At 37.7% G+C, this 22,692-nt stretch carries 30 protein-coding genes; 9 read left to right on the top strand and 21 right to left on the bottom strand.

The features are described from left to right. Nucleotides 1-10: 10 nt before the first annotated feature. The 4 genes from ACFX4G_RS05090 to ACFX4G_RS05075 all read right to left on the bottom strand — a co-directional run bounded on the left by ACFX4G_RS05090 (nucleotide 11) and on the right by ACFX4G_RS05075 (nucleotide 3,560). Nucleotides 11-841 (bottom strand): phage tail family protein, encoded by an 831-nt coding sequence (locus ACFX4G_RS05090; protein ID WP_377573093.1) that lies wholly within the window; start codon nucleotides 839-841, stop codon nucleotides 11-13. Next, entirely contained in the window at nucleotides 838-2,190 is a 1,353-nt protein-coding gene (locus ACFX4G_RS05085) for a VldE C-terminal domain-containing protein (RefSeq protein WP_377573090.1), read from the bottom strand. Before ACFX4G_RS05085 ends, ACFX4G_RS05090 begins: the two co-directional genes overlap by 4 nt. Before the next feature lie 20 nt (nucleotides 2,191-2,210). Beyond that, a complete protein-coding gene (locus ACFX4G_RS05080) occupies nucleotides 2,211-2,957 on the bottom strand; it encodes a phage tail protein (RefSeq protein WP_377573086.1) in 747 nt (248 codons plus the stop codon). A gap of 219 nt (nucleotides 2,958-3,176) precedes the next feature. After that, nucleotides 3,177-3,560 carry a hypothetical protein gene (locus tag ACFX4G_RS05075; protein WP_377573083.1) on the bottom strand — a complete coding sequence of 128 codons (384 nt, stop codon included), beginning with the start codon at nucleotides 3,558-3,560 and terminating at the stop codon, nucleotides 3,177-3,179. A gap of 81 nt (nucleotides 3,561-3,641) precedes the next feature. Here ACFX4G_RS05075 and ACFX4G_RS05070 point away from each other — a divergent pair, with 81 nt between their 5' ends. Beyond that, entirely contained in the window at nucleotides 3,642-3,998 is a 357-nt protein-coding gene (locus ACFX4G_RS05070) for a tyrosine-type recombinase/integrase (RefSeq protein WP_377573080.1), read from the top strand. Between the two features lie 320 nt (nucleotides 3,999-4,318). Here ACFX4G_RS05070 and ACFX4G_RS05065 read toward each other — a convergent pair whose 3' ends face one another. Next, a complete protein-coding gene (locus ACFX4G_RS05065; RefSeq protein WP_377573077.1) occupies nucleotides 4,319-5,035 on the bottom strand; it encodes a hypothetical protein in 717 nt (238 codons plus the stop codon). Nucleotides 5,036-5,138: 103 nt separating this feature from the next. Between ACFX4G_RS05065 and ACFX4G_RS05060 the strand changes: the two genes are divergently transcribed. Further along, on the top strand, nucleotides 5,139-5,384 hold the full coding sequence (locus ACFX4G_RS05060; protein ID WP_043982015.1) for a hypothetical protein: 246 nt from the start codon (nucleotides 5,139-5,141) through the stop codon (nucleotides 5,382-5,384). Between the two features lie 10 nt (nucleotides 5,385-5,394). On the opposite strand, the gene ACFX4G_RS05055 is transcribed toward ACFX4G_RS05060, so the two are convergent. From ACFX4G_RS05055 to ACFX4G_RS05035, 5 genes are all read right to left on the bottom strand, one after another. Further along, nucleotides 5,395-5,592: a hypothetical protein gene (locus ACFX4G_RS05055; RefSeq protein WP_028408811.1), complete on the bottom strand. Its 198-nt coding sequence runs from the start codon at nucleotides 5,590-5,592 to the stop codon at nucleotides 5,395-5,397. A gap of 345 nt (nucleotides 5,593-5,937) precedes the next feature. After that, complete coding sequence (locus ACFX4G_RS05050; RefSeq protein ID WP_034275938.1) at nucleotides 5,938-6,189, bottom strand: hypothetical protein; 252 nt, start codon at nucleotides 6,187-6,189, stop codon at nucleotides 5,938-5,940. A 21-nt stretch (nucleotides 6,190-6,210) separates the two neighbouring features. Continuing rightward, entirely contained in the window at nucleotides 6,211-6,411 is a 201-nt protein-coding gene (locus tag ACFX4G_RS05045; protein WP_225049698.1) for a hypothetical protein, read from the bottom strand. Between the two features lie 625 nt (nucleotides 6,412-7,036). Beyond that, entirely contained in the window at nucleotides 7,037-7,225 is a 189-nt protein-coding gene (locus ACFX4G_RS05040) for a hypothetical protein (protein WP_014460480.1), read from the bottom strand. A gap of 84 nt (nucleotides 7,226-7,309) precedes the next feature. After that, nucleotides 7,310-7,720, bottom strand: a complete 411-nt coding sequence (locus ACFX4G_RS05035; RefSeq protein WP_028408813.1) for a hypothetical protein — start codon at nucleotides 7,718-7,720, stop codon at nucleotides 7,310-7,312. Between the two features lie 160 nt (nucleotides 7,721-7,880). Between ACFX4G_RS05035 and ACFX4G_RS05030 the strand changes: the two genes are divergently transcribed. After that, nucleotides 7,881-8,612 carry a polysaccharide deacetylase family protein gene (locus tag ACFX4G_RS05030; protein WP_074896013.1) on the top strand — a complete coding sequence of 244 codons (732 nt, stop codon included), beginning with the start codon at nucleotides 7,881-7,883 and terminating at the stop codon, nucleotides 8,610-8,612. A gap of 464 nt (nucleotides 8,613-9,076) precedes the next feature. Continuing rightward, nucleotides 9,077-9,241: a hypothetical protein gene (locus tag ACFX4G_RS05025; protein ID WP_013056680.1), complete on the top strand. Its 165-nt coding sequence runs from the start codon at nucleotides 9,077-9,079 to the stop codon at nucleotides 9,239-9,241. Nucleotides 9,242-9,363: 122 nt separating this feature from the next. Here the strand turns inward: ACFX4G_RS05025 and ACFX4G_RS05020 are convergent, their stop codons facing one another. After that, nucleotides 9,364-10,059 (bottom strand): peptidoglycan-binding protein, encoded by a 696-nt coding sequence (locus ACFX4G_RS05020; protein ID WP_230185265.1) that lies wholly within the window; start codon nucleotides 10,057-10,059, stop codon nucleotides 9,364-9,366. 122 nt (nucleotides 10,060-10,181) lie between these two features. Then, nucleotides 10,182-10,931, bottom strand: coding sequence for a Cof-type HAD-IIB family hydrolase (locus ACFX4G_RS05015; RefSeq protein WP_043982008.1), 750 nt, complete (start codon nucleotides 10,929-10,931; stop codon nucleotides 10,182-10,184). A 245-nt stretch (nucleotides 10,932-11,176) separates the two neighbouring features. Between ACFX4G_RS05015 and ACFX4G_RS05010 the strand changes: the two genes are divergently transcribed. After that, nucleotides 11,177-12,019: a sulfurtransferase gene (locus ACFX4G_RS05010; protein ID WP_043982006.1), complete on the top strand. Its 843-nt coding sequence runs from the start codon at nucleotides 11,177-11,179 to the stop codon at nucleotides 12,017-12,019. Nucleotides 12,020-12,094: 75 nt separating this feature from the next. Here the strand turns inward: ACFX4G_RS05010 and ACFX4G_RS05005 are convergent, their stop codons facing one another. The 4 genes from ACFX4G_RS05005 to ACFX4G_RS04990 form a co-directional block, all read right to left on the bottom strand. After that, nucleotides 12,095-12,739, bottom strand: coding sequence for a FusB/FusC family EF-G-binding protein (locus ACFX4G_RS05005; protein ID WP_162214088.1), 645 nt, complete (start codon nucleotides 12,737-12,739; stop codon nucleotides 12,095-12,097). 135 nt (nucleotides 12,740-12,874) lie between these two features. Beyond that, nucleotides 12,875-13,144, bottom strand: a complete 270-nt coding sequence (locus ACFX4G_RS05000; RefSeq protein WP_043982002.1) for a CD3324 family protein — start codon at nucleotides 13,142-13,144, stop codon at nucleotides 12,875-12,877. A gap of 375 nt (nucleotides 13,145-13,519) precedes the next feature. After that, complete coding sequence (locus ACFX4G_RS04995) at nucleotides 13,520-13,648, bottom strand: YuzL family protein (protein ID WP_013056674.1); 129 nt, start codon at nucleotides 13,646-13,648, stop codon at nucleotides 13,520-13,522. Between the two features lie 64 nt (nucleotides 13,649-13,712). Next, nucleotides 13,713-14,393: a class I SAM-dependent methyltransferase gene (locus tag ACFX4G_RS04990; RefSeq protein WP_162214087.1), complete on the bottom strand. Its 681-nt coding sequence runs from the start codon at nucleotides 14,391-14,393 to the stop codon at nucleotides 13,713-13,715. A gap of 104 nt (nucleotides 14,394-14,497) precedes the next feature. On the opposite strand from ACFX4G_RS04990, the gene ACFX4G_RS04985 reads away from it, so the two are divergent. Beyond that, on the top strand, nucleotides 14,498-14,722 hold the full coding sequence (locus ACFX4G_RS04985; protein ID WP_043981998.1) for a DUF3892 domain-containing protein: 225 nt from the start codon (nucleotides 14,498-14,500) through the stop codon (nucleotides 14,720-14,722). Nucleotides 14,723-14,734: 12 nt separating this feature from the next. Then, complete coding sequence (locus ACFX4G_RS04980; RefSeq protein ID WP_377573072.1) at nucleotides 14,735-14,881, top strand: hypothetical protein; 147 nt, start codon at nucleotides 14,735-14,737, stop codon at nucleotides 14,879-14,881. Nucleotides 14,882-15,184: 303 nt separating this feature from the next. On the opposite strand, the gene ACFX4G_RS04975 is transcribed toward ACFX4G_RS04980, so the two are convergent. The 3 genes from ACFX4G_RS04975 to ACFX4G_RS04965 all read right to left on the bottom strand — a co-directional run bounded on the left by ACFX4G_RS04975 (nucleotide 15,185) and on the right by ACFX4G_RS04965 (nucleotide 18,292). Beyond that, on the bottom strand, nucleotides 15,185-16,060 hold the full coding sequence (locus tag ACFX4G_RS04975; protein ID WP_014460489.1) for a helix-turn-helix domain-containing protein: 876 nt from the start codon (nucleotides 16,058-16,060) through the stop codon (nucleotides 15,185-15,187). 394 nt (nucleotides 16,061-16,454) lie between these two features. Further along, entirely contained in the window at nucleotides 16,455-17,546 is a 1,092-nt protein-coding gene (gene ribD, locus ACFX4G_RS04970; RefSeq protein WP_237074828.1) for a bifunctional diaminohydroxyphosphoribosylaminopyrimidine deaminase/5-amino-6-(5-phosphoribosylamino)uracil reductase RibD, read from the bottom strand. Next, nucleotides 17,543-18,292 (bottom strand): GTP cyclohydrolase II, encoded by a 750-nt coding sequence (locus ACFX4G_RS04965; protein WP_170943785.1) that lies wholly within the window; start codon nucleotides 18,290-18,292, stop codon nucleotides 17,543-17,545. The genes ribD and ACFX4G_RS04965 overlap by 4 nt, the downstream gene beginning before the upstream one ends. Before the next feature lie 356 nt (nucleotides 18,293-18,648). Between ACFX4G_RS04965 and ACFX4G_RS04960 the strand changes: the two genes are divergently transcribed. Continuing rightward, on the top strand, nucleotides 18,649-18,972 hold the full coding sequence (locus ACFX4G_RS04960) for a winged helix-turn-helix transcriptional regulator (RefSeq protein ID WP_014460492.1): 324 nt from the start codon (nucleotides 18,649-18,651) through the stop codon (nucleotides 18,970-18,972). 123 nt (nucleotides 18,973-19,095) lie between these two features. On the opposite strand, the gene ACFX4G_RS04955 is transcribed toward ACFX4G_RS04960, so the two are convergent. Together ACFX4G_RS04955 and ACFX4G_RS04950 are read right to left on the bottom strand one after the other, a co-directional pair. Beyond that, nucleotides 19,096-20,304 (bottom strand): MFS transporter, encoded by a 1,209-nt coding sequence (locus ACFX4G_RS04955; RefSeq protein WP_162214085.1) that lies wholly within the window; start codon nucleotides 20,302-20,304, stop codon nucleotides 19,096-19,098. A gap of 334 nt (nucleotides 20,305-20,638) precedes the next feature. Beyond that, entirely contained in the window at nucleotides 20,639-21,694 is a 1,056-nt protein-coding gene (locus tag ACFX4G_RS04950) for a tartrate dehydrogenase (RefSeq protein WP_043981992.1), read from the bottom strand. A gap of 208 nt (nucleotides 21,695-21,902) precedes the next feature. Here ACFX4G_RS04950 and ACFX4G_RS04945 point away from each other — a divergent pair, with 208 nt between their 5' ends. Next, nucleotides 21,903-22,571: a GntR family transcriptional regulator gene (locus ACFX4G_RS04945; protein WP_043981990.1), complete on the top strand. Its 669-nt coding sequence runs from the start codon at nucleotides 21,903-21,905 to the stop codon at nucleotides 22,569-22,571. Nucleotides 22,572-22,692: the final 121 nt, after the last annotated feature.

Raw genomic sequence — 22,692 nt, 5'->3', positions numbered from 1 at the left:
TCACCACCCATCAGAGATAATAAAAACGATTGATGAAATTAACCCTCGAAATCCCGCTGTTTCGCGAAATATCGTTGTATCCTGGTTTCAGTGTCAACAATCCATAATTTGTTTTCGAACTAACTGAGGTTCCGTCTAACAAGGTTTGAACACCAGCTAATTGATAAACTTGTCCTGCGGTTGTCGCCCCTTTGTAACTCCACCTTTCACCTGTCGTATTGTTCGTTAAACTCATCATAATGTTACTAGATGTTTGCGCTGCGGTGACTTCGATGGTTAAAGGTGCTTTTGGATCCCTTGGGTCAATCGTAATATCACCAAGATTGTATATTTTAAAACTACTTGCTGTGTTTGTATACTTAATATCATCTTCTGCTAATATCCCTTGTCCAAATTGCCATCTTTCAGCATAGAACGTTAACGGATCTTGTGTTGTTCCAATACTTTCGCTAAATGGTGAGTCAGAAAAGAATGAGATATCAAACTGACTGAATACCATTGCGATAGGTGCAGTATCATACGCACTTTCTACTCGCACCTTCCACCGTTTGCCTGACTCTCTTGTATTAACTAAGTACACGACATCAAGGCCATTCAACAGTTTAAAGATTTCATTTCGAACAAGAGGGAAATCGTATGCATCCACCGCTCGAATGTGAAAGGTAACTTGCATAGTACGACCAGCTAGGACAGTGCCTAGCGTGTTCGTACCGTACATCATATCAACATCTTCTCTCGTATGTTGAGGGGAAGACGATTCAAGTATGAAGTTTGTTGTGACTACATTAAGTGAATCTAAATCCACTTTCACCCAATCTTTTGTGTAAATGTCTACTCTCATCGTCTCTTCCTCCCTTGTTTATAAGCGTAAGCGTGCGTTGAATTAACAAGATAATCCTCAATTTTAGGCAACACAATATCCACCAAGTCATCAGCATCTTGTTGTGTTGCTGATCCGTGGAGTTCGACAGGCATATTAAGTGTGATACCACCATTGTTATTTGTTGTGTTCGTTTCTTGTGTCACAGATGCAATGCCGCTTAAATCAACAGAAGGCATGTTGCTTCCTAAGATAGAAGAAGTGCCGTTGTTGATTTGGTTCATGAAGTCTTGTACACTCTTCCATACCACTGTTCCTTTCGGTAGGTATTGGAATAGAGTAGAAATCGCAGGACTTAACCCCATTAAACCGTTAGGTAATAGGAATGGTTCACGTTTGTTTCCATCGCCCAAAATGGCATCGCCACCTAAGTGACCACGTAACCCTGTGCCGTTTTTATACTTACGATTACCTTTTGGACCCCAACCTCTGCGACCATACGGTAAATCACGTCTCCAAGTCGTATTGTTGAAGAAAGCAAGTAATTGGTCATAACCGGACATAATGTTGCCGTGTCCCTTTAATGCGTAAGCATGGAACGTTTGGGGGATATACTGTAACAATCCACGCGCAGGTTTTCCGTTACGTGTATTGATATCACGTACAGCAGATGATTGAATAATGCTTTGATTACCACCTGATTCACGTTGAACCTGAGCAATAATTCCGTTTATCTCTGAAGGTGATACGGATTCTTTCATCTGCTTGGCTGCTTGGATAATTTTAGGGCGCCATGCTAACGCGCCACCCGAAGGAGCCTTACCACCGCCGCCACCTGTCATGAAGTCTAGATGAACATGATCAACATGGGGATTTTGACCCGAATAATAGCGCCGCGGTTTACCCATTTCTGGACCTGCAATACGTCTGTTGTAAATTGCATATTGAAGGTTGTTCATGTGTGTACGCGCCCATTCAGCAATTTTAGACATGGCTTTAGCAGACCCACCAATATCAAAGGCGCGCCCGTATGAGTGCATGGACTTACTACTTCCACCACGAACATTACGGTTGTTGTAACCACCCATAAACTTCGTAGGGCCGAATTTGTCTTTCACTTTTCTGTACCATGCTTCAACGTAAGGGTACATCCCACCATATCCCCTATCTGGACCAACAGTTGAACCAGCACCGCCACCATCTGAAGTAGACATAAATGCATCTAACTTAGATTTGATGAAATCGATTGATGAATCTTTTGCTTTCTTCAAGCCACCTTTTAGAATGTCACCAGTAGCATTAGCTAGTTTCGGTAAATCAGGAATGCACTTTCCAAATACCTTCTTCATCAGCCCTTCAGGATTACTCATGTAATCCCATACATCAAGTGCTAAGCTTTACCCGCTATTTCGACTGTTTTATCCTTAGCATGTTCGTATAGCTCATGACCTTTATCAACAGCTTTGCTTCCTAAGTCCTTAACCATGTTACCGATGCCTTTTGCATACATTGGAACACCTTTTAGAATTTTTGATGTTTGTTCACCACTATAAACACGAGTTCCTTTAGGTAGGTTAACAAGTGTGTCAGTAGCAGGAGATAGCGCAAATTTACCATTCGGATATTCAATTAATTCTTTCTTTTTTCCATCACCAACAATAGCTGGACCGTCTTGTAGATGTCCTTCTGTACCTTTCGCGTATTGAGGAACAGGCCACTTCTTAATCTTCGGTGCATCAACTTTTTCTAGAACCCAGTTGACTCCGTCAATAGTTCCGTTTAATCCTTTTCCCATAGTCTTCATTAAAACATTCGCAAATGAAGTGACACCTTTTTTTACACCAGATGCCATCGACTTGATTCCGTCACCTATACGACCCGGTAATTTCTTTGCCCCACCTACAATGTCATCAAAGATAGAAGTTACTTTCTTTTTAATAGTAGTGAACATCTCAGTTGTACGGTTCTTTAATTTGTTCCACGCATTCACGACGCCATCTTTAGTACTATTCGCAATCTTAGATACCGTGTTCTTAATAACGTTCCATACATTAGTTAAGAAACTTTTCACTGCGTTAAAAATAGAAGTCGTGGTATTCTTCAGGTTATTCCATGCTGCTTTCATAAGGTTAAACACATCGTTTGCTGCTTTTTGGATTGTGTTTCTAATTGCATTTCATACGTTCGTTAGGAAAGAGTTCACTGCATTAAATACTGTTGTTGTGTTACTTTTTAATGCATTCCACTGTCCTTTTACATAGTTAACAAGAGCACTAGCCACTTTACTAACAGTGGACTTAATAGCGTTCCATACCGAAGTTAAAAATGATTTTAAAGCGTTGAATATAGATGTCGTTCAACTCTTCAAACTATTCCACTGGTTTCTAACATCAGTAACCATCGCATTGACTACGACACTTGTAATGAGTTTAATGCCGTTCCATACATCGGAAACAAATTTCTTCACCGCGTTGAATGCTGTTATCGTTGCGTTTTTGATTGCATCCCAATATTTAATGACTAATGCAACTGCTATTCCAACCGGGCCTGTCAAGAGGACTAAAATGGTTTGCCAGTTGTTTTTGAAGAAATCCAAAACAAACATAGCTCCTGTTTTAATCGCATCCCAAAGCTTATTTACAAAGTTCCTGAATGTTTCAGACTTGTTATAAGCCACAACAAAAGCTACACCTAGACCTACTAAAGCTGCGATAATTAAACCGATAGGGTTCGCCATCATGCTTAGATTCATGAGTTTGACGGGGTAAAATCTCATGCTGCAAAACGAAGTATTTCAATTGATGATTTTCTAATTCAGGAATTGCGCAAACACAGAAAAAGACAAATGGAAACAAAATTGCAATTAGGACCTGAATTTACAGACTTAGATTTAGTGATATCTACACATAAAGGAGCACCAATGAATCAAAGAAGTATTTCAAAAGATTTCTATATCGTTCGTGATCAACTAGGTTTGCCAAAAATTCGTTTTCATGATTTAAGGCACACTCATGCTACTCTTCTTCTACAATTAGGAGAGAACGTGAAAGTAATTTCAGAACGTTTAGGTCATTCAAGTGTTAATATTACCTTAGAGGTATACGCTCATGCAATGCCGGACATGCAAAAAAGCGCCGCGGATAGCTTTAGCAGCGCTTTGAATTTGAATCAACATTAAATGATGTGGGCAAAATGTGGGCAATTCCTTAGAAAAAGTCTAAGAAACCTTGTTATATCAACGTTTCTTACTTAATTGTCCATACACTCCTTATCTGTGGGAATGAAAGAACGGATCTGTCCCAGTGTTCAATTAAAGTTACGCATGCTCTTTTTGTGTTAAAACTGCAGCAAATGAGAAATAAAATAGAAAACCTGCTGCTCGTTTAGAGAAGCAGGTTTTCTATTACTAATTCTTCTTTATTCCGCAATTAAAGCTTTCTTTCAAAAATTCAGCACCAACAACACTGCTTTTGAGATCCAACACTCACATACTATTGCTCATTCTCCCTTTTCATCTTCATTTAGTTTTGTTTCATCCATTTCCTTCTTTTGTTCTTCTACCATTGTGTCCAGCCACTCAGGTGGCTTGCCGTCTTGGCTTTCATTGTATACTTCCGATATATCTTTTTCTTCCAAAGAGGATAAGATGTCATGAATGTCATTTTGATTGCCTAAAATATTGCCAAATCCTTGACTCACTTTTTTATGACTTCTGAAGTTTGTGGGAAAGTTATTACCAAAATTTACAGCTGAAGCATCTTCAATTGTGCCAATGTGGATGTCACCTATGCTAAAAGTTGATTCTAGAGCTTGATCAGGCTCCCTCATTTCTTCCGTATGGGTTAGTGTATAAGGGACACTTCTTTCATTAATTTTAACTGATATTTCAGAAGGACCCTTTTCTTTATTATTCTGACTACCCGATTTTCGATTGACATCAGATTCATTTGTTGTTTTTTTACCTTTGTTTCCCGGCGCTTGATATTGATTCGTTTGCGAAGGAAAAGTATTACCAATATTCAAAGTTCCACTAAGTTCCTTTACATCAATATGCTCTAAATAATAAGACAGTTCGTCCAAGTTTAGTGTTTGAACGTTCTCTATATCTAAATGAAAAGAATGAACCGTTTTTTTTGAAAGTTCATTCATGTTTTTTTCTAAATCTGTAAGCCTTTTTTCAATGTTTTGGAGTATATTCAGCACCTTTTCATCCATAGAGTTTGACCCCTTATTTGATTTAACACTTTTAGCCCATCTACAACATATAATAGTGTATTAGATGACTTCTATTAATGTCTCATATGTATCGGGAGGAATTATGAAAATACATCTTCGTTCTCCTCAGATCGTTTTTGATGATCTCACCGTAAATTCGGTTAAAAACAACGCAGGAGTTTTTATAGGGAAGAATGTGCAACAAAATTGGGAAACTACAATCAGCAGCAGTAATTCAGGTTTTGGAACAATTTTGGGAGATGATAATCAACTATCCTATAACACACATCTTGTTCTTGGTGAAGATGATGTAAATGATTCTTTTGAACAGGTCAGAAAGGAGGATTGACTCTACGTTTTTATTCATCATTCTTTTTAGGGATTTTCGCAATGGTGGTATTATTTAAAATTTTATTAGAATCACCAACTACTTTTCCGAAACCATCAGAAATTCGACTTTTATGATTCCACTTATATTGAATATTAACGCCGTAAAATAGGCCTGAACTATTTTGAATTTTGTTTACTTTAATCGAATGATAGTGAATATTAGCCATGGACAACACCTCACAGACAGAAGTTTGCTTCATCACATTCAATATAAAACTGAAAATACATTATCTTATGTTTAAATTCTTATCTGTTCACCTCAAATTGAACGTCTCTTTAACCATTTGAGCTTTTACGTCTTTTCTATGATACTTACTCCGTTTACGATAAAAGTATTCCTGTCATTACCTTTTAGTCTATGTTAATAGCTGCGATTACACCCTAAAATAAGCTAGCAAAAAACCATCTGTATAAAAGATGGTTTAACTCTATTACTAATCTATTCTCGCCACTCTGACAGAATAATTAATAGAGTGCTTAAACGGGTATTTGCAGAACCCGTTTTTCCTCATTTAACTTTGTGTAACAGGGGCGTTGTTGACATCTATATTTTCAGAAAAATAGGAATCAACGACATCATTATCGTTAATGATATTTACAATTTGAGAGGCAAAGTTGTTATAGCCGATTATTTCACCAAACCCCGTATTACTTTTCCAATTTACTTGCCAATCTGATTGAGTATTTTCCCCTGTGAAAATACCAGAATTAGTAGAAATATACGTAACATTAAGATTAGTAAATTTTATAATCAACTTTTTCAACTTCTTTCATCTTCTTTTTCCCTAGAATTGAGAAACGGGCTGAGGATTAATATTTTCCGGCTGGGTAATTGGAATGTCACAAACATCTTGATCATTGATGATATTCGTACTGCCCAGTATAGCTGAATTTACAGAAAATCCGTTTCCTAAGTTAAATTTACCTTGGGAATTCCAATCTGGCTGGCTATTTTGACCCGAAGCAATTACTGAATTGGAAACCATACTTACCACATTTATTTGGTTGAAAATGACGGAAACAGGCATTAGTCAATTCCTCCGTTTTCTAAAATTTTAATGTAGTATATGCTTCCTTCTAAAGTATGGTTCAATCGATTTTCTGCAATCAAAAAATGTTAGTTAGGTCTTACAGCTATTCATTTTATCTATTCTTCTTATAAATCATTTTACACTGCCCTTAATCAGCAAGCCTGAAGGGAGGAAATTATTGATTATCCTTAATAAAGAAAAGTATTTAGTTATCTTTGTGCACAGCTATGTTTTTCTTTTCAATTTGCATTTAGAACATAGTTTTATCAAATAAATAAAGAGATTGAGACATAACGAAATCAATCTACAGACAAACAAACGGGATAAATGGTCTAGTATGGATCGCTTGTTTCACCGGTGTTGATTTCGACGCAAGACGTCGCTTTCCGCGGACGGCCGATGAGCTTCCTCGCCACTTTTGCTCCTGCAGGGTCTCACCTCTTCCGCTTTTCCCCCAGAACTCTTCACCTTAGAAGCACCTACATACAGCCTACGTTCACCCTACCAATGAAAAAATCCGAACGTGTTTGATTCTTGATGGAGAATCAAACACGTTCGGATTTTCTTGTCCCAGCTTTTTTTAAAGTTCTTTAATATATTCAATGACCGAATCTGGAAATTCGTTTCGAATTCCGCAATTCCCACAATAAAATCCGCTATATTCGTCTGTCGCAACGTACTGTCTTAAAAGAAACAATGTTAACCTGTTTGGGAGACCGCATTCTGTGCAAAACGCCAGGTATTTGCTGCGCTGTCTGTTTGCTGACATACGTTTCATCCTTTCGATTAACTATAGAAAGCGTTTTCTTATTTATATGGAGCTTTCTTATTAGTTTATGACAGCAATTACGGTCTACCTCCAATTATTGTCGCGACGAGAAGGGCGGAATAAACGCAGAATTAAATTAATTATAAGCACAATAGCTAAAATGTTAATTAACAACCCAAAAATCCCGCCCAGTGCACCCATATGACCAAGCAAACCCCCAAATAACATCCCTGCCAGGCCGCCATAAAGCAGTCCACGGGCGAATCCTCCTCGTTTTGAACGGGTAACTCCTCGATTTACAGTTCCATTTCTGCGGTTTGAAAAATTAGACCTCGGCTCATTTTGTCTAACGCTTGGCTGTCTATTAAAGGACCGCTTCCCCGAACGATACGACCTTGCACTTACGTTATAGTCATCATGATAGGAAATATATTCAGCTAAGGGAGATAAACTTAGCGAAAAAATCAATGCTACGGCAATCATTATTTTTTTCATCTGCTTTTTCCTTTCTTCACCTAATAGTAACTGTTTATTATAGTACGCTGTTTCATGCATATCATACGCTTTGACACAAAAGGGAAATTCAGCTTCATACAAAATTTTTAATCGGGTATCATAACGTTATACTTTGCCCTAGAAAGGAGCGTGCATGTACATGATACGAAGAATTAGCATACTGCTTTTTACACTGTGTTTCTTATTTAATGGAGCCCTTCCTGCACTATGTAAAGCGGAACAAGTAAAAAATGTAGCTGTGCGTGACCGTTTGCTTTATCAAGGTAATAACCAACTAAAGCAAACCGCCCTAACATTTGATGATGGACCGGATCCGCGCTTTACTCCACATGTATTGGATCAATTGAAAAAGCATGGTATTAAAGCAACCTTTTTTCTTATTGGGGCAAAAGCTCACGAACACCCTGAGCTGGTGAAAAGAATGGTAGCCGAAGGTCATGCTGTTGGGATTCATACCTATTGGCACCCCAATTTACTAAAGGAATCTACTGAAAAATTTCACTGGGAAATTGCCAAAACTCAGGCTATTATTAAAAACATTACCGGTTTTGAAACACAGCTGTTTCGTCCTCCATATGGAAATTTAACGCAAGAAATGATCAACGAGCTTCCAAATGAAAATGTCTATGCGATTAACTGGTCTTCTGATTCATTAGACTGGAAGCAAATCCCAGAAACAGAAATCACCAATAATGTATTTAAGAATATGCACGCCGGAACAATTGTTTTGATGCACGACGGCGGCCATTGGACCATGGACCTTTCCAACACCGCAAAGTCGCTGGATACCATCATTCCTAGACTTAAGCAAGAAGGATATCATTTTGTGACCGTCCCAGAACTTTTGCACATCCCTTATCCAAAAAATTAAGCTCCAAAGAGTTTCTGATTTAGAAACTCTTTGGAGCTTTACGATTTCCCTTGATAGAAAGTAAATATGCCTCTCCTACAAAAAGAGCGTGTCAAAAGATCTAATTCAAATCCATCTTAACACTCAAAAATATGCCTTATTTCTTCAAAACATTATCATACTAAAGATACAAAAAGAGACATTCTTTTTTTGTTCCATCCCTCTACAATAGAGGGAATTTACGGATAACCTCTAAAATAGGTTTTAAGTTGCATGATTAGGAGTAAATATTACTATAACTACTCTCATATTTTTAGACAAGCTGCATATATATAAAATGAGAGAGTCGAACGCATTCCACATATCCCTAAATTTCTTCTTCTCACAAAAAAATTGACGAACTTTTTTTGTCAACAGGTGCGTATAGATATGATAGAATTCCTATATAATGACCTGGATTCATTTCTAAACAAGGAGTTTTGACTATGATTAATGAACAAGAGACGTTGTTATTTATTAAAGAACTTGGCCGCTTGTTGAAAGACTATCAAAACTGTTCAAACGCCTCTGTAAAAAGTGAAATATATAAAGATATCGTGTTGTTGAGCAATGTTATCCAGTTAGATCACGTGAACGTTTCTTACGCTTAGAAAATCCTTTTTATTTCTTTATAAATTTCAGTTTTTCTACTATAACTACAGAAAAGGAAGAAAGGAGACGATTTCCATCCATCTCCTTTCTTCCTTTTCTCGTTATCGGTTTTTATGGTTATTTAGAACATAGTTTTATTAAAATTATTGTAGAGTTTTTCGAGTGTTTTCGGTCCAACTATTCCATCTACCTGCAGATAAAGTGCTTGTTGAAAAGCTTTTACCGCTTTGAAAGTGGAAGACCCGAATATACCGTCTGCGCCTCCAAAAAGAGAATAACCTAAGTGAATAAGCATACGCTGAATTAACTGTACGTGATTTCCTCGATCTCCGTATTTAATTAACATGCTTGAAGCCTTTGGCGTCTGTTTTTTAGGTCCTTTTCCACTTCGAAGCTCCGACAAAGATAAACCGAATGTATATTGAAAATGAGGGTAATCTTTTAAGCTTGTCCAATCTCCTCCCCATTCCAACCCAATCCTTTTTCCTATCTCTCCCGCTTTGTTCCATCTTCGATCAATGGTCCAGTCAACTTTTCCGTCGTTATCAAGCAGCGCAATGTCAAAAGCTAGTCCATAGTTATGATAAGAATACCCGCCTTTGGCATTAGTCACAATACTTCCTGGTGTTGTTCGGCCTTGTGAATATAGTTTGTGCTGATGCTCTATCGATCTAAATCCTTCAGTGATACTAACAAATATGCTTTCTTTATATGCTTGCCCAATGAGCTCGTACGCTTTTTCCTGCACTATTTCATGTACATCTTGCAACTTATTTTCTGCTTTTTGTAACAGCTTGTCTAATGATAAATCACTCATACTCCCCACTCCTTAACTAGATGGCTTCTCCTTATATATACGTATAAGACGAACTCTAAGGGAGGCATCCAGTATCAGTTTATGCGGGAAGCAGTTAAGTTGTGCAACATGGAGAGCTGCTGTTATTTCAGCACCCAGTGGCTGATAGCCTTCGCTACTCCGTTATTGACATTTGTATCTGTCACCCAGTCCGCTGCTTCTTTTACAGCTTCCTGAGCATTTCCCATGGCGATTCCACACCCTGCCGCTTCAATCATAGCCATATCATTTAAGCTGTCTCCCATGGCAATGACTTCATCCATTGAAATGCCCAAACGTTCACATACGGTCATGATCCCTTTTGCTTTGTTAATACCAAGTGCATTAATTTCTAGATTCGTTAAACTAGAGTTGCTAATTTCAAAATCTGAAATGCCTGCTATTTGTTTCAGCACTTCTTCTCGTAAAACATCATCTGGAATATCGTAGCCAAACTTCAGCCATTCCTGTGAGGCAATATCTTCTGGAAATTCGTCTCTCCATACTTTATCCGTAGTCACCGCCCAAAAGTTAAGCTTATGCTCTTGCGTTAAATTCCACATCTTCTCGATATAAGCAGCATCAATTAACTTTCGTTCTACAAGCTCTCCAGATTCATCCCAAATTTCACTTCCGTTTACTGTAATAAGGTAAGAAGATAGCTGAAGAGACTGCGCATATTCACGGCATGTTAAAAGAGATCGCCCTGTGCTTAGCACCACATGAACACCTTGTTCTTGAGCTTTAGCAATGGCCTCACGATTTTCTTTAGAAATTTCTTGCTGATTGTTCAGCAGCGTTCCATCCATATCTAGTGCAATCAGTTTAAATTCTTTTTTTTCATTTGTTTGCATCTTTCTCTCTCCTTCTCTTCAATAGTAGGTACGACATTACGCTGAGCATTTGACTTATACTATGTAACTCTTATTATAACTGTAGCACAGGAGCATTTCGCTCTGCATCAGATAAGCGTTAAAATGGTCAATTATTCTACGGGGAATAATTGAAGGAAAACAAAATAGCTTTGCCGTAATTTACATATAACGCTTTTCATTTTTAGTTATTTCAACTAGAATTTTGGTAAAAGGATGTGAATGTTATGAATACTATTATTTCACCAGCTGACTTACATACTGCATTACAGCACCCCCAACACTCCATTGTGTTGCTTGACTGCCGATTTACCCTTGGAAATTCTGAGGCAGGCGCAAATGCTTATCAAAATGAGCACCTCCCGCATGCTCATTACTTGGATTTAGAAAAAGATTTGTCTTCTGCAGCTGCTTCTCGCGGAGGCAGACACCCGCTGCCTGACGTTCAAAAACTAGCTCAAAAGCTCGGCAGCTTAGGAATTAATGCTGATTCAAAAGTCGTCGTTTATGATGAACAAAACGGAATGATGGCTTCAAGAGCATGGTGGCTACTGCGATATATAGGAATTGAAGACGTAAAAATTTTAAATGGAGGTTTTAATAACTGGAAGCAATCGGGATATGAAACAACGAAGAACGTCCCAGAAGCTTCCCCTCAAACGTTTGTACCTTTCGTTCAACAAGATTGGGGACTTGCAGGAGTTGAATACGTAAAAGAGAATCTTCATAACCCTAATGTTGTTCTTATCGACTCTCGTGAAAAAAGGAGATATCTCGGCTTAGAAGAACCCATTGATTTTGTAGCAGGACATATCCCAGGCGCCATTCATTCTTTCTGGCAAGATGTGTTAACTTCAGAAGGTTTATGGAAAACAGATAAAGAGTGGAAGGAAATGTTTTCAGCTATTGATTCTCACGCTGAAATCATTGTATACTGCGGATCGGGTGTATCTGCTTGTCCGAACGTTTTAGCTTTAAAATCAGCAGGTTTTCCAAATGTAAAATTATATGCCGGCAGCTGGAGCGATTGGATTAGCTATCGTGACAATCCAATCGAGAAAAGCAGATAGACAAAGAAGGCTCAGTCTCACCAAAAGTATAGAGGCTGAACCTTCTCTTTTTGTATTCTTCTTATTAGCCGCATGTTATTTACTGAGCCTTAACATAAAATCATGAAGCCGCTCTAAGGTAAGCAGATTTTGATTACATGCTTCGCTATCGTGACAAATATAATTTCCTCGTTGTGTAAATGTCCCTTGAACAGTTCCTTTGATTTCAGCAGTGAACATACCGACTTCCTCGTAGCTGTGGCAAAGCGTGCATATTCCTTTCTGATTGATAGGTTTAAATGTTCCTTGAATACCTTTTAACTTCTGGGTATACGGCTCCTGCGCTACGATAAACTTTCTGTTTGAGCCTTTATCGATCCAGCTAACATAGGAAATGCTCGTTAGATCCATGCTATCAGCAGAAGGGACTTTTAACTTTTTCACTTTTGGAAACAGCTTTTTCACGCCAGCTTCTGTAAAAGATTTAAATGGAATCACGTAAGGCTTTATCGTTTCTAAAAACACCTCTGCTTGCTCCTTATTTCTAACCTCAGCAACTGACAGCAGTAATTCTTCCTGTTCCTCGCTAAGAACATCAAACACATTTAATACTTTTTCTTTTGCAAGAGCTTTTAAAGCCTGCAGCACATCAGAATTGTTTACTGTTCCATGCCCATTGATAAGAATTTGCGTTTGGCTTTTGATAAAATTATATTGATCATTTCTTATAAACGCTTCCACGTTCTTCACTCCTTCTTCATTTAATTAGCTACTTTTTACTTTACCGTACGGATTCCTTTTATGAAATGTAAAAAATAAATCAGAAATAAACTATACCTAAAAAAGCGCAGGCATTCAGTTGCCAGCGCTTGATTTCTACCGTTGCTTTTTATATACAATTTTTTTGATGGTTTCGGTTGATAAAAAGTAGTCACGGGCTAGTTCCTCAATTGAAGTTCCTTTTTCAAACAAATTCTTAATCCGTTCGTTTCGCTCGTCAATCAACTTTCTTCCACCAGAGCAAGTTCCCCATTTTCTTTTTGCCTTCTGCGGCTTTGGAATATAAATGGTTTCTCCTTGAATGTATTTTTGAATTTCACTAATCAGCTCTTCAGGTAAAATATTTGTTGCTTTTACATACGTCATTTCTGCCAGCTCCTTATGTGGTTTTGCTTATACAATAAGGGGCAAAGCCGTATATATTAGAAATGAGATATGCGCGGTTAGGCGATGTCTATTACTAAACCGTCCACCCCATGCAAAGTATCGCCTTTCTAATATCAGGCTTTGCATGAGACGCTGCAGTATCCGGTAAACATCTTTTATTTACCATTTATTACACCTCCACTTTACATCAGCTGTAAACCAAGCTTGTATAAAATTACAATTATTGGCTCAGATTTTATTATAAGCTATCTATAATCTTGCACACAATACCTTCTTATTTATAAAACTGACCCCATAAATAAAACGAACTTGCAGGGAGCTCGTTGTTCTCCCTGCAAGTTCGTTTTATTTTTGTTATGAACGCTTCTGCTTTTTGTTAGCTGAACTGCTTTGAACACCTTGTTCAGAAGTGGTCGTCCCTTGTCCTTCTACATTTGGTGAACCTAGCTCTGATTTTGAGCGGTCTTTTTTAATTTTACTCATGTCATCACCTCCAGTTTGTAGTGTACCCTTTGTACAGCTACATATAAGGAGAGGTGTGCTGTTTTTATTGTTTCTTGAGCATAAATAGCCATAGAAACGTTAAGGCTTGCTTTAATTCATTTGGAAGCTGTCCAATCAGCTTATCTGTAACATTTCGCTTATATACACCTTCGCCATCGATTACTTCCCATCCATTTTCTTTTGCAAGCTGTTCAAACTCCCACGGCATCATCGTATTGCAAATAACGTCTTCACCATATAGTCTTTGAAAACTATTAGTACGAGGCTGAGCAGTTGGTCCAAGAATACCTATACATGCATATCCTCCTGTTTTTACAACTCGGTGCAATTCCTTCAGAGCTAATCGCGGGTGCTCCGTCCATTCCAGGGCGTTGATTACCATAACCCCTTCTACTGATTCAGAAGACAGCGGGAGCTTCATAATATCAGCTTGAGCGAACGACAAATTTTCACTTTTATGCAGTTGGGATGCTTTTTGAATCATTTCTTCTGATAAATCAAGACCGATTGCTTTATATCCAGAAGCGGCTAGAAGAGACGTCCCAAACCCATCACCGCAGCCGACGTCTGCCACTATACCACCTGATTTAAGATGTTTTTGAATAAATGGAATAACTGTTTTCCGACTTCCGTTTTTCCACATTTCTTCACTTCGGCTATTCCAAAATGATACTTTTTGGTTCCACTCGTCTTGAGCTTGGTCATGCCAATTAAATGTTGTCATTTTTTATCCCCTTTGTACTCTTTTCTTTACCTTATCACTTTTTGCAATGAATAAAAACGACTTTTTCAGCAACCATATAGATGTAAAGGAAGGTGTTTATTTGTATGAAAGAACGTTTCGTTGCGGTACGTAAAAATGCAGAGGGTGACCTGCTAGAATTTCAAACGGCTTCAGGAGCTGTTTTAACCTATGAAGAAGCGTTAAAGAAAGTAGAAGCCGGAGACGTTGAGCATGTGAGTACCTTTGTAGGGAAAGACGGCGGTACGTATATTCGCAGTATTCCTGACCATGACAAAACAAATAATCTCGATGCATTGCCATCATTTTAAAGGAGAATGAAGATGACAAAAAAGAATAATAAAGGAAGCGCTAATCAAAGTAGCCCAAAAACGCAGCACCATCTTGTTGAAATGGGTGAAGAAATTTCAAGCGGGGATAATTCAAAGGGAAACAAACGCAACAAAGATCAGTCAAGTAAAACACAATAAAAAAAGCCGTGCTTCTTAGCACGGCTTTTTTTATTAATGTTGGCTTGGAAGACCTAATGTTGAAAAATCTCCTGTTGCTACGCTTGTTCCAACTGAAGCAACACCTGCTACTAATGTAAACGCTAATGCCATACCGACTAATACTTTTTTCATAATTATTTCCTCCTCTTTCTTTGATTTGACTCTAGTGTATCACAGGATAAAAGTAGATGAATTCCTTTCTATCAGCATTTATCCCCTTAAAATCATGGATTTCCTCCATTTTGATAGAAATTTCTCAAAAATTATAATGATAGGAATATTTTAAACAAATAGAGCTTCAAGTTCTTTTTCTACTAGCTTGACGAATCGCTCATTTCGTTGCAGGGTGAAAATGGTCATAGACTTTTCCATATATTCTTTACCTTGTTCAATTTTACCTAATTTGATTAAGCTCTCTCCTGCTTGGTAATGAAGTTCTCCAAATAAATACATTGATTCATTACTAATGCACAAATCGATTCCTCGGTTGCTATATATTAATGATTCATCATAGTTACTCATATCTCCAAGCGTTTTGGCAAGTGCATTTAAAATTCTAATTTTTATATTTTCGTCTTTTGTTTGGGGCAGCTCATTTAAGCTTTTGAGTGCTGTTTGATATGTATCTAGAGCCTGTTCATACTCTTTCTCTTCATAAAGAATAATTCCAATGCTATTTAAAATTTCAATTTCTCTTTCTTTATAAAACGTTGCCGATTGCTTAGTAAGCTCGATCGCTTGGTACATTTTAGACAGCGCATCTTCTTTGTTATGATGAATGTAATACACGCAAATACCTTCGTGCCACATTAAAAATTGCTTGTTCAGCGGATTTTGAAACAGCGGACTTTCTTTTTCTTTTACAATGATATTATGAATAGCATCATAATCTCTCTGACGAATATATTGACGAATTAACGATTGAACCGCATCTACGTAATCAAGTCGAGGTGATTCGACACTATCAAAAAAGTAGTTAACATCTACGCCAAGGCGCTTAGAAATTTTATAGAGGGTAATGCTTGATGGATATTCTTCACCGTTTTCAATTTTGCTGATTTGCGCTTGTGTACAAATGTCTCTTGATAATTCTTGTTGTGTCAACCCTGCCATTTTGCGAAGGTCTCTCATAACACTCCCAATTCTATACTCTCTCATCTCTTTTCTCACCCTTACTTTCACATAATATATTCTCTCTATAAACATATAGTGATTTTATTTAGATAGTCAACTGTAAACACGTTAAAAATTTATACAATGTTTCGAAATTGACCATTCCCTATAATAGCAAATTAATCTATAAGAGTAAAATAGTGTATGATTTCTCTTCTCTAAAAAATCCTGTAAAAAAATAATATTGAGACATAACGAAATCAATCCAGTCTACAGACGAACAAATAGGATGAATAAGCTAATATAGATCACTTGTTACACCGCTAAAAGCACCTGCATATATGAAACTTATGTTCACTATAACAGCAAAAAATCCGAACGATAAATCGTTCGGATCTTCTTCAACTAACATATTTTTGTTCCATTCTCATTCACATTTTTATTTATAAACAGGATATCCAACAAATTTAAAGTCTTTGCCGATTGACGTCACAGAAAGACGCTCCACGTCCACTGCGTCCCACATTTTCTCTATGCCTTTTCCTTCTAGGAAAGTAGGAGCTTCTTTTCCTCCTGAAAGCTTTGGAGCCATATACAGCACCAATTTATCAATTAAACGATTTTCCACGAATGCGGCATTCACTTCGCCCCCTCCTTCAATTAAAAGAGACGACACAAATTTCTCACCTAGTATAGAAAGCATATCTTCAAGATTTACTTTGTCCTCACCGCTTGTAACAAATACTTCGACGCCTTGCTTTTCGAGCTGTTCTTTTTTTTCTTTTGAATAGCCCTGACTTGTAAATATCCACGTTGGAGCTAAAGAATCCGTTGCTAGCTTAGATTCAAGCGGCATGCGCAGCTTTGAATCCATCACAATACGAATTGGACTGCGGCCGCCTTCAATACGAGTTGTCAGCTCAGGGTTGTCCTTAATGACCGTATTCACCCCTACTAAGATACCCGCTGTTTCATGACGCAGCTGATGTACATCCAAACGAGCTTCCTCAGACGTAATCCACTTGCTGTGAGAAGAAGCAGTTGCTATTTTACCGTCTAACGTAATCGCTGACTTTAATGAAACAAACGGCTTCTTCGTTACAATATACTTATTGAAGACCTCATTCATTTGACGTGACTCTTCTTCACATACACCTGTTATAACTTCAATGCCTGCGTTTTCTAAAATTTCGACTCCATTACCTGCTACTAAAGGATTCGGGTCTAAAGTTGCTATGACCACTTTTTTTACACCGGCTTCAACTAGCGCTTCAGCACAAGGACCTGTACGCCCGTGGTGTGAACAAGGCTCTAGCGTTACGTAAGCAGTCGCTCCTTTTGCTTGTTCGCCAGCCATTCGCAGCGCGTGAATTTCAGCGTGCGGTTCGCCAGCTTTTAAATGCGTACCAATTCCAACGATTCGATTATCGTTTACAATGACCGATCCTACAAGCGGATTTGGCTCTGTTTGTCCTTTTGTTGATTTTGCGTTTTGTAAAGCTATATTCATATAAAATTCGTGATTGATCAAAGAAGAACCTCCTCTTTTAAATGTCCTGAACGTTTAACTTTAGTATCCAAATACTTTTCATTAAACTGCGATACATCTCCCCAAAGTGGAACGCGCCCTGATAAAAGTGCGCCGTTTTTCTCAAGCGCGATTAGCTTTTTTGGATTATTGGTAATCAGCGTAACCGGTTTTTGGCGCAGCACTTTTAACACGCTGATGGCATCACTATAGCTGCGAGTATCATCTTCAAATCCTAACCCTTCATTCGCTTCTACCGTATCAAATCCGTTTTCTTGAAGAACGTATGCCATTGCTTTGCTGAATAGGCCAATGCCGCGTCCTTCATGATTTGCTAAATAAAATAGCGCTCCGCTCCCATTTTCGACGATCATTTTCATTGATTGTTTTAATTGAAAACCGCAGTCGCAGCGTTTGCTTCCGAATATATCTCCCGTATGGCAGATACTGTGCATACGAATGAGTGCCTCATGCGATTCTTGAAAATCTCCGTACACAAGAACACTAGATTGCTGCATGTCAGCTAAATTAGCTCCTTGCATTTTTTCAATAAGCTCTTCCGTACTTAAAGATCCTTCTTTTACATTATCAGAACGCAACCATGAATACCAACTAAATACTTGTGTCTCGCCATCCAGATTCACAGGGAGCGTAATAGGTCCTACTATATAAATAAAATGGTCTTCATTTTTTACTACGTTAATTTTATCTTTTAAAATTGAAACAACTTTTTGGTTAATCACAGTCATTTCCTCCTCTTATGTGTCTTTCACTTATCTACTATTTTCACATTGTGCTCAATCTCTCACATGAACAACTGTTTTTTTTAGCACTTCACTACATTTATCTTTTTTAATTGATGTATCAGCTTACTAAAAGTAAGTAACTTTACTTGCTTAAAGTATTATATGACGATACATTTATCTTGTAAAGCTTTTATGCTCTTTTTGTTACTTTTAGTAATTAACTTTTATAATTATATAAATTATATAATCAAAATATAAATACGTAAAGTAATTTATAATCTTTAAGTAATTAAATTACATAACACTAGATAAAATGCTGACTTTGTTTTATAATATAGGAAGAGAATGGAGGTAATAACATGGACGGTTTAGCACTCTGCCCACGTTTTGAAAAGGCTGTTACTATACTAACGAAACGTTGGACGAGTTTGATCATTTTTCAGCTGCTTTCCGGCTCACAGCGGTTTTCTCAAATGCAAGAAGCACTTCCAGTAAGCGGAAGGCTCTTATCCGAGCGCTTAAAAGAATTAGAACATGAAGGAATCGTCATTCGTACGGTTATTCCGGAAACTCCTGTTCGAATCGAGTATTCATTATCCGACAAAGGATTAGCACTAGCGCCGGTAATTCAGGAAATTCAGACATGGTCCAGTGAGTGGATTACAAAAGAAGAAGTGGAATAAAAGAAATCTCTAAAGAAATCAGGAGGCTTCTATATCGATATGCTCACAGCCGTTTTCGTTTTCTTTAGAGCTCCATAAATAAAAAAGGCATGCTCCCCTTGAGCACGCCTTTTTTTATTTATGTTATTTTCCTAATGATTCATTTTGAGAAATAATGCGCTGTTTCTGACTTTTTCGACCGTGCAATACAAGGTATACTGCTATAGCTAAAAGAGCAACAACAGAACAGAATACATACATTCCTTTATATCCGGCTGCTGTGGATAAAATGCCTAATAAAAAGGACCCTAAACCCATTCCAGAGTCAAAAAACACAAAAAACGTAGCTGTGGCGACACCTCGGCGATGAGGAGAAGCTTTTTTTACAGCAATGGATTGAAAACTTGATGTAATCGTTCCAAAGCCTAATCCAATAAATGCTCCAGCTAATAAAAACACCCAGCTTGTTGTCGCTTGGCTAAGTAAAAAGATACCGATAGCTAAAGATAAAATGGACGGATATACCACGCTGTTTTCTCCGTATTGATCAAACCATTTTCCAGTAAAAGGTCTAGAAGCTAATAAGCACACCGCGTATACAACAAAGAAAAAGCTTGAAGCTTGCGTAAAGCCCATTTCTTTTGCATAAATAGACACAAACGAAATAACACTTGCATATGAAAAAGCTACCACAAGGCCAGCAACAGAAATAGGCAGCGAACGGTATTCAAAAAACGCCGCAAGACCTTTAGCTGGCTGTATTTCATTTGTTGCAGAGGAAGCTTGCACCTCAGGTACACGAAGTACTAGACTGGATAATACTGCTAAAACAGAAGATACAACCGCAACGGTAAAAACCGCTGTATGACTTAAAGTATTTGTTAACGTTAAGCCTACAAACGGACCTACTACCATTGCTAAGTTCATAAACGTCGCATAGTACCCCATCCCTTCGCCTTTTCTCTGTTCTGGGATTACATTTGCAACAATTGCTCCTGTAGCAGTTGTGCTCATTCCAAAACCAATACCATGAAGCACACGCAGCAACAGCAGCGCAGATAATGAGTGAATATTCATATATAAAATAGAACCAATTAAAAAGATAAAGACACCTATTAATAGTACTTTCTTTTGTCCTAATGTTGTCATCCACTTACCGGCTAGCGGTCTGAACACAATACCGGACACTAAAAAGATTGTCACAATTAGCCCTAGGCTTTGTTTACTTGCATGAAGTTCATCTGTTGCAAACAGCGGCAATGTGACAGTTAACATATAAAAAATGACGAAAACAAAAAAGCTGGTCAATGAGACCGCTAAAAAATCTTTTGTCCATAATTTCGATTTCTGCATGATTTTCCTCCTTTTATTTGTTTATTCGTATCTATTTATTAAAACAAACTAAATCACAGTCCAGAAATAATATGTATACGAATTATCTCAACTCAAACTATTATAGGGTTCATATATGTAAGTGTCAACATGTATTTATCGATTTTGATTTCCGTCCAAGGCTTCGCTTTTCGCGGGAATCTTCGCCTTACCCTCCAACCAACTGCTAGAAAGACCTACACACATGAAACCTACGTTTACCACAAAAAAAACAAACCATGAATCCAACACTTTGATCAATGGTTCGTTTTTCACTTCGTCTAATATTCTTTTGTCCTAGCCTCTTTTAGAACCTTCACTTCTTTAAATGAGAAATAATTTGATCCGTTACTTCACTAGTAGTTGCGCTGCCTCCAACATCTGGTGTAATGATGCCCGATTCTGTCACTTGCTCGATAACCTCTAATAAATGACTGCCTAATTCTTGTTCACCAAAATGATCCAACATCATTTTAGCCGTCCAAATCTGTCCGATTGGGTTTGCAATTCCTTTTCCGACAATATCAGGAGCAGACCCGTGTACCGGTTCAAACATCGAAGGATATTTTCCGTTCACATTAATATTTGCAGCGGGAGCAACGCCAATACTTCCCATAATAGCAGCTCCGATATCTGTTAAAATATCTCCAAATAAATTGCTTGCCACAATTACATCAAAACGACTTGGATTTGTAACGAAAAAAGCCGCCAGCGCATCGATGTGCTGTGAGTCTGTTTCAATATGAGAATAACTCTTGGCAACATCTTGAAACACTTCGTCCCAAAACGGCATGGAATGAACAATTCCATTTGACTTCGTTGCGCTTGTAACTTTTGCTTTTCTTTTAGAAGCTAATTCAAAGGCGTAGCGCATTGCTCGTTCTGTTCCTTTTCGAGAAAAAACCGCATTTTGAATAGAAATTTGATCTTCTCCTTGATAAATCCGGCCTCCTACTTCACTGTATTCTCCTTCACTATTTTCACGAACAACAATTAAATCAAAATCTTTTGGGTTCGTTAGTGGAGATGCGATGCCTTTTAACCTCTTGGCTGGACGAATATTAATTACCTGCTGAAATTCTCGACGAATCTTAATGAGCAGACCCCATAAAGACACGTGATCTGGCACAAGATTTAAATTTCCTACAGCCCCTAAAAAAATTCCGTCAAAGTGTTGAAGCTGCTTTAGCCCATCTTCCGGCATCATCTGTCCGTATTTCAAATAATAATCACAGCTCCAAGGAAATTCTGTAAATTCAAATTTTAATCCCCCGTGAAGATCTGCAATCGTATGAAGGACCCTAACCGCCTCCGGCACAACTTCTTTTCCTACTCCATCTCCTGGTATGTTCGCTATTTTTAACGTTTTCATCAAAAATCCCCCTGCGTCTTTTATGTAAAAAACCTATCGGTCGACCGTCGACTGATATTATCTATTTGATTATACGTAAAAAGAACGCTTTCATCAAGAAAATTCTGAATATATTCATTTTCTTCGAAAATTCAAAATTATTATGACTCTTATGAACAAGCGTATTATAATTAGGAAATAAATGATTATAAATAAACGAGGTATATCAATGAACAATTTTGATTTACATAAGCCGTTACCATACTATCTTCAATTTTATGAAAAAATTAAGCAAATGATTGTGAACGGTGAATATAAACCGGGCCAGCGAATCAATGAAACCCAGCTAGCTAAAGCATTTGGGGTTAGCCGCTCTCCCATAAGAGAAGCAATGCGTTTATTAGAAAAAGACGGCCTTTTAGTTGCAGATCAAAAAACAGGCTTTATTGTTTATTCCCTGTCTCCTGAAGACGTAGAAGAAATTTATCAAATTCGTACGGCTTTAGAGTCTTTAGCCATTGAGCTGTGTATTACTCGCGCTTCTGATGAAGAGCTTCTTTTCATTGAGCAGCTGTTAGATAGAACCGCTGAGGAAATAAAGCAAGGAGCCGAGGATTCTCGACTTATTGAGCTAAATGAACATTTTCATCAGCTGATTCTTCAATACAGTCATAATAAACATTTAAAAAAACAGCTCGATAGCGTAAATGTATTGATTTATTTTTGTCGGGTGCTTAATTTTAAAGGTAAAGGACGCGCTGCTGAGATTTTAGATGAGCATCAGCAAGTGTTCACCTTTATGAAAAAACGCAGTTTAAAAGCTGTTGAACATATGCAAAAACATTTACATCATGATCTTGTTCATTTACAAAAACGATTAAACACCAAAAGCGATTGAGACATAACTAAACTCATTCAATCCAAAGACGAACAAATGAGATACATAAATAAAAAGATCCGAACGATGAATTGAGAGCCTCCATCAAGAATCTCAATTCATCGTTCGGATCTTTCTTCAA

It is taken from the genome of Priestia sp. YIM B13486, from assembly GCF_042787865.1.
In the GTDB taxonomy this organism is placed as follows: Bacteria; Bacillota; Bacilli; order Bacillales; family Bacillaceae_H; genus Priestia; species Priestia megaterium.
The sequence above is the reverse complement of the archived record's forward strand: the minus strand, read 5'-3'. Positions and strand labels throughout refer to the sequence as shown.